Origin of the sequence: Protofrankia sp. Cr1 (genome assembly GCF_963555865.1) — a bacterium.
GTDB lineage: Bacteria > Actinomycetota > Actinomycetes > Frankiales > Frankiaceae > Protofrankia.
Map to the genome: position 1 here is coordinate 35,553 of NZ_CAUVXO010000008.1, position 6,309 is coordinate 41,861.

The 6,309-nt window shown below is 67.7% G+C and carries 4 protein-coding genes; 2 read left to right on the forward strand and 2 right to left on the reverse strand.

The features are described from left to right. Positions 1-18 precede the first annotated feature (18 nt). Positions 19-1,605, reverse strand: a complete 1,587-nt coding sequence (locus U9980_RS02005) for a sulfatase (RefSeq protein ID WP_322766435.1) — start codon at positions 1,603-1,605, stop codon at positions 19-21. A 233-nt stretch (positions 1,606-1,838) separates the two neighbouring features. Then, on the reverse strand, positions 1,839-3,371 hold the full coding sequence (locus U9980_RS02010; RefSeq protein WP_322766436.1) for a CCA tRNA nucleotidyltransferase: 1,533 nt from the start codon (positions 3,369-3,371) through the stop codon (positions 1,839-1,841). Positions 3,372-3,544: 173 nt separating this feature from the next. Between U9980_RS02010 and U9980_RS02015 the strand changes: the two genes are divergently transcribed. Together U9980_RS02015 and U9980_RS02020 are read left to right on the forward strand one after the other, a co-directional pair. Next, positions 3,545-4,012 (forward strand): NUDIX hydrolase, encoded by a 468-nt coding sequence (locus tag U9980_RS02015; RefSeq protein WP_322766437.1) that lies wholly within the window; start codon positions 3,545-3,547, stop codon positions 4,010-4,012. Positions 4,013-4,050: 38 nt separating this feature from the next. Further along, positions 4,051-6,309 (forward strand): DUF6049 family protein (locus U9980_RS02020; protein ID WP_322766438.1); only part of this gene is annotated, 2,259 nt, incomplete at its 3' end.

The window sequence follows — 6,309 nt, forward strand, 5'->3', positions numbered from 1 at the left end:
TCAGTCCGGTCAGTCCGGTCAGGTCCGGCAGGACGCTCCGGCGCAGGTGGCTAGCTGGTTCAGCCGCGCGTCGAGCTGGGCGACCAGAGCCGCGTTCTGTGCCATACCCGCCGGGGTGGCGAGCAGGTTCGTGAGTTCGTACGGGTCGGCCGCCAGGTCGTAAAGCTCGTACTGGTGGACCTTGGGCGCCCGGTCGACGTCATACCAGCGGACGTAGAGGTAACGCTCGGTCCGCAGACCTGTCCACGGTGGCAGGTCCAGATAGTGAGCGGTCGCGTTGGTCACCTGCTCGGCGGCGATCCCGTCCTGGCCGTCCTCGCCGGGGCCCGCATACTGCCCCAACAGGTCACTGCGCCACGACGGCGGTTGCTGGCCGTGCAGCATGCCGGCGAGCGACTGCCCGTCGACGTCGGCTGGAACGCTCACCCCGGCCAGCTCCAGGAAGGTCGGCGCCAGGTCGATCTGCGCGACCATGTGACTGTCCGTACCCGCCTTGATGCCGGGTCCGGCGATAACCAACGGCACCCGCAACGACTCCTCGTACGGGGCCATCTTCTGGACGAGACGGTGCGAACCGAGGTTGTAGCCGTTGTCCGAGGTGAAGACGAGATAGGTGTTGTCCAGCTTTCCGGTGTCACGCAAGGTAGTCACAATGTTCGCCACCATGTCGTCGAGGGCGTACAGCGACCCCATCCGGTTCTGGTAGTCCCAGTTGTTGGTGGCCAGCACCTGAGCGGACCGCTCGGTCGCGCTGGACGAGAGCCACCACGGCTTGTCCGAGACATCGGGCTCGAGGAAGTTCGGGCTGTGCGGAGCGGTGGCGCTGGCAAACGGGTTGTTGGCGTCCCGGGGCGCCGGTGGCAGGGGCAGGTGCGGCGCGGTGGACGCCGCGTACCAGAAGAACGGCGTGCCGTCAGTGGCGGCCCGGCGAATGAAGTCCGTGGACTTGGCGGCGACTACGTCGGTCGAGTAGTTGGCCGGATTATCCGGACCGCCGTACGCCACCATCGTGCCGTTCTCGTTCAGCGTGTAGTTGTATCCGGTGTAGAAATTGTTGTTGACGCTGCCATACCATTCCGACCAGCCCGGCGGAATGTGCTCCGGCTCGTTCTCAATTCCGTTCATGTACTTTCCGGCGAGACCGGTGCGGTACCCGGCGTCATGCAGGTATTTGGCGAAGGTCTTCTCCTCGTTACCGTTCGCCGCGAACGTGGCCCAACCACCGACGTCACCGGAGTTGGTGAGCACGCCGGTGTTGTGGCCGTACTTTCCGGTCAGGATCGTGCCGCGAGCCGGGCAGCAGATGGGCGTCGGAGCGAAGCTGTTGGTGAACGTCAGCCCACTGTCCCGGATGAGGGCGGCCGTGTGCGGCATGGCCTCCCAGTACGGCGAGGTGGTCGCGTCCAGGTCGTCGGCAAGGATGAACACGAAATTCGGCCGACTGTCGCTCTTCGCCACGTTCACCGCGGCCAGCGGCGCGGAACTCCTCGCGGATGGCCCGGATCGCACCACGGGAATAATCACGGCTGCCATCGCGATGACGCCGAGTACGCCGGCGATGCCGAACCGCGCCCGCCGTCCGAGATGTCGATGTCGTGCGGACACCACATGCCTCCTTCTCCGTCCTCCGAGCGGAGCCGGAAACGGCGCGACGTTCGTTCTTCCACGCCGCCGGCGGCTCGCATCCCGAACCACTCGGCAGAGGAACGAAGTCGATCGTGACCGCGCCGCGTGTGAACGGCTGGAACGCAGGGTGTGAGTGCGATTCGAAAGCCGGCACACCACATCGGCCCACCGAAAAGGACCGCCCGATGTGGTGGGCCTGCGGGCGGGTCGAGCTAGGTTGCCTGGTCAGGCAGATTAGGCAGGTCAGGCAGGTCAGGCAGGTCGCCGGGAAGCGGGACGTCGTTCTCCCGCGCCCAGCGCAGGAGTTCGGTCTCGGCCGCTTCCCGTCCTACCAGACCCGCCTCGAAACGGAAATCGAGCATGTGCGCCCGCGCCTGGCCGACCAGCCGCCCGGGCGAGAGGCCCAACAGCTCCATGATGTCGTCCCCGGAGAGTTCCGGGCGGATCGCGGCGATCTCCTCGCGCTCGGACAGCCGGGCGATCCGCTCCTCAAGCGTGTCGTAGGTCGCAGCCAGCATCTCGGCCTTGCGCCGGTTGCGCGTCGTGCAGTCCGACCGGACGAGTTTGTGCAGCCGGGACAGCGCCGGCCCGGCATCGTGGACGTACCGCCGGACCGCCGCGTCGGTCCACTCGCCGCGACCGTAGCCATGGAACCGCAGATGCAGGAACACCAACAGGGTGACCGCGTCCGCGACGTCCTTGGGGAACCGCAGCTCCGCCAGCCGTTTGCGGGTCATGTCGCGTCCGACCACCTCGTGGTGGTGAAAGGAGACTCCGCCGCCGGGTGCGTGCCGGCGGGTCCGTGGCTTGCCGATGTCATGCAGCAGGGCGGCCCAGCGCAGCACCTCGTCCGGGCCACCGTCGGGCAGCGGGTCCTCCAGCGCGATCGCCTGGCGCAACACGGTCAGGGTGTGGGTGTAGACGTCCTTGTGCTGGTGGTGCTCGTCGATCTCCATCCGCAGTGCGGGCAGCTCCGGCAGGACGATGTCCGCGACCCCGATGTCCACCAACCGTTCCAACCCGGCCACCGGGTCGGCGCCGACCATGAGCTTGCGCAGCTCATCCCGGATGCGTTCGACCGAGACGATCGTCAGCCGGGGTGTCCTGGAGCGCATCGCCGCGACCAGCTCGCCGACCGGGATCAGCCCGAGCTGCGCTTCGAACCGGGCGGCCCGCAGAATACGCAGCGGATCGTCGTCCAGGGACGCCTCGGGGGAACCCGGGGTCCGCAGCACCTTGCGGGCGAGGTCCGCCATGCCGCCGAACAGGTCGATGAACTCGTGGCCGGGCACGGACACCGCCATCGCGTTCACGGTGAAGTCGCGACGGACGAGATCGCCTTCCAGCGTGTCACCGTAGGCAACTGTCGGATTCCGCGATGTCCGGTCATACGCTTCAGTGCGGTAGGTGGTCACCTCGAACCGCACCCCGTGGCGGATCAGACCGACGGTTCCGAACGCGATCCCGGCCTCCCAGGTGGCGTCCGCCCAGCCACGGGTGATCTCAAGGACACGCTCCGGACGGGCATCGGTGGCGAAGTCGAGATCGGCCACACCCAGGCCATCGGCCGCGGCGTCGACGTTCAGGCGGCCGAGCAGTGCGTCCCGGACCGAACCACCGACGAGGTACAGGCTGTGGCCGGCACCGGCAAAGAGCTGCCCCAAGTCGTCGGCGGGAGCCGGTACCTTGAGAAGGGCACTGACAGCCCGTTCCGCGGAGTCACGTGGGTTGTCCAGGCAGATCACCGACACTCTTTCAGCGTATCGGCCGCCCCTGCCCTCCACCGGCCGGCCACCCGTCGACGCGCAATCGCCGGCGATCCACCACCGCAGGACCGGCGTCAGCGCGATGGCGGAGCCGATGTCCGACAGCGACCGTGCACAGCGGGTGTGACGCGGACGACTCGTACGATCAGCTCATGTCCCCGTCCTCGACATCCCCTCGTCGGCGACTTCGGCGGGTAGAGGAAACTTCGGCGGGCGGGCTCGTCCTGGATGACCCTTCAGAAATGGCGAACGCAGCGCTGATCGCGCGCCGTGACCGCCGTGGCCGACTGTTGTGGTCGCTGCCGAAAGGGCACGTCGAAGGCGGCGAGACCGCGGAACAGGCAGCGGTTCGGGAGGTGGCGGAGGAGACTGGTGTGACCGGACGGGTACTCGGTCGGCTCGGCACGATCGACTTCTGGTTCGTGGCCGGACGGGCACGCGTGCACAAGACCGTTCACCACTATCTTCTGCTACGGACAGCCGGGGAGCTGTCGGACGCCGATGTGGAGGTCAGCGAAGTCGCCTGGGTCCCGCTGGTGGAGGTCCGCGAACTACTTGCCTACGACGACGAACGCAGGCTCCTAAGCCAGGTGCCCGGCATTCTCACGGACACCACGTGACACACCGCGGTGATTCTCTGACGTTCCGGAGCATCAGAATGATCACTTTGATCCTGATGTCACTCGCCATGCTGACGCTGGAAACAACCTCGGTCCGCGCGCAGCCAGACCCGGCGTCCACAGAATCCACCGGAGTATCCACAGCTTCCACCCGGGTATCCACAGGTTTGTCCCCAGCCCGGCCAGGCCTTTCGAGCCCACGGCTGAACAGATCGTCACTCGTGGCTTCGACCACTCCCGCGAACGCTTCCGAACAACCGGTACGTATCGACATCGACGAGTTCACCCAGATCGGAAGGCCCCAGTCGCCGTTGAAGGTGACGGGCCGCCTGAAACTCACCGGGACTGTCCAGGTCTCAAACCTTGAGGTACGGGTCGACCTCGGCCGTTCGATGTCCAGCCGCGGTGACCTCGCGAACCTACGTGCCAACGCGGCCGCGGCGGCCGCGCTGAGCTACCCGACGGCGGTTGCCTCCCAACCGATTGCGAGCCCGCTGGTGCCGGGCGCGCTGCCGGCGGCATTCACCGCAAGCGCCAACCCGGCCGGCCTGAACCTGCCTGCGGCGCTGAAGGTGTACCCGGTGCGGATCACCGCGACCGGAACGGTAGCCGGCCAGCGCAGAATTGTCGGTACGACATACACCTTCCTGGTCTGGGCTCCCGTCGACGTCACCGCACCCACGCCGATCTCGGTTGTGCTGCCGCTCGCGGACGTGCCACGGCTGCGCGCGGACGGTCGGCTCACCGACGATGGCCTGACCGACCTCGTCGCACCGGGTGGCCGCCTTGACCGGTTGCTGAACGCCGTCGTTGCGGCCCAGGGCGAGCAGGCACCGACCGTCACCCTCGCGGTTGACCCGATCCTCGTGCAGACCCTGAAAATCATCGCTGACGGCCCGTACGAGGTGGCCACACCGTCCGGTCCGAGCCCCCGACGCCCGAGCCGGGATGCCGCGACCTTCCTGGCAAAGCTGAAGGCGTTCGCGGAGGCGGGCGGCACGATCTTCGCCCTACCCTACGGCGACGTCGACGTCGTGGCGCTGACCCGGGCGCAGGAGTTCCACAGCATCCTGGTGGCGCTGCTGACCGGCCAGACCGTCATCGCCAACGCCATCGGTCGCACACCGGACACGACGATCGCCTACCCCGCCGGCGGATTCGTCGACCAGACCACGCTCGACCTGCTGCGCCGGATGGGTGTCACCACCGTGATCACGGACGCCCGACTGCTGCCGCCGAAGGACCCGGACAAGGGCTACACCCCCGCGGCGAGCACCACCATCGTGACGTCCGGTGGTGTCACCCGGGCACTGGCCGCCGACACGGAACTGGCCAGGCTCGCGACCGGGACCACGACGCCGCCCGATCGCTCGACCCAGGCAGAGTCCTTCCACGATCTCATCGCCGAACTCGCCATGATCACAGCCGAGCGTCCGGGTCTCGCCCGGGCACAGACGCTGGCGTTGCCCCGCTACTGGGACCCGCCGGCCGACTGGGCGCAGGAGGTGTTGGGCAGCCTGTCGACTCCGTTCTCCCGGCCGGTGCCACTGATCGGGACACCGGCGGCGGGTACCGCGGCGGGTTCGGCTGCCGCGAGCGGCGAACGCGGTCCCCTCGGATACCCCGCCTGGGCCCGGGCGGCAGAGCTGCCCGTCACCCGGATGATCGCCGCAGAGGATCTGCGCAATCAGGTACAGGCCCTCAAGTCCGTACTGTGTCCACAGGGCTCCGGGTCACCGGGACAGCGCAACTGCACGGCCGCCGGCATTGACGCGATGGAGAACACCCTCACCGCAACCGAGTCGGTCGCCTGGCGGATGGGCGCCGCGGGCACGGACGGCGCGGACACCCTGAGCTCGGGTGTCGCCGGGGCGGTACGCGCCCTGCGGGAGGGCATCCGGGTGGTCGCGTCCCGGAGCGTGTCGCTGACAAGCAAACACGGCAAGGTTCCGGTCACCCTCGAGAACAACACCACGTTTACTGTCAACGTGGTCCTCTCCCTGGCGTCCACAGACCACTCGCGACTACGATCAGCAACAAGAGTGGTACTTATAGTACCCGCCCTGCAGAAGGAGCAGATCGAGGTCGACGTCGATGCCGAAGGTGCCGGTACGTTCCCCGTGGACATCCAGATACTCACTCCCGCCGGCCGACCGCTGTCGGCCGGTCCGCCACTGCGGATCCTGGTGAAGTCGACGGTCTTCGGGGTCATCGCCGTGGCGATAACCGGCGGTTCACTGGCGGTTCTCGTATTCGCCGTGGCGATTCGGCTGGTCCGTCGGCTGCGGGCCCTGCGC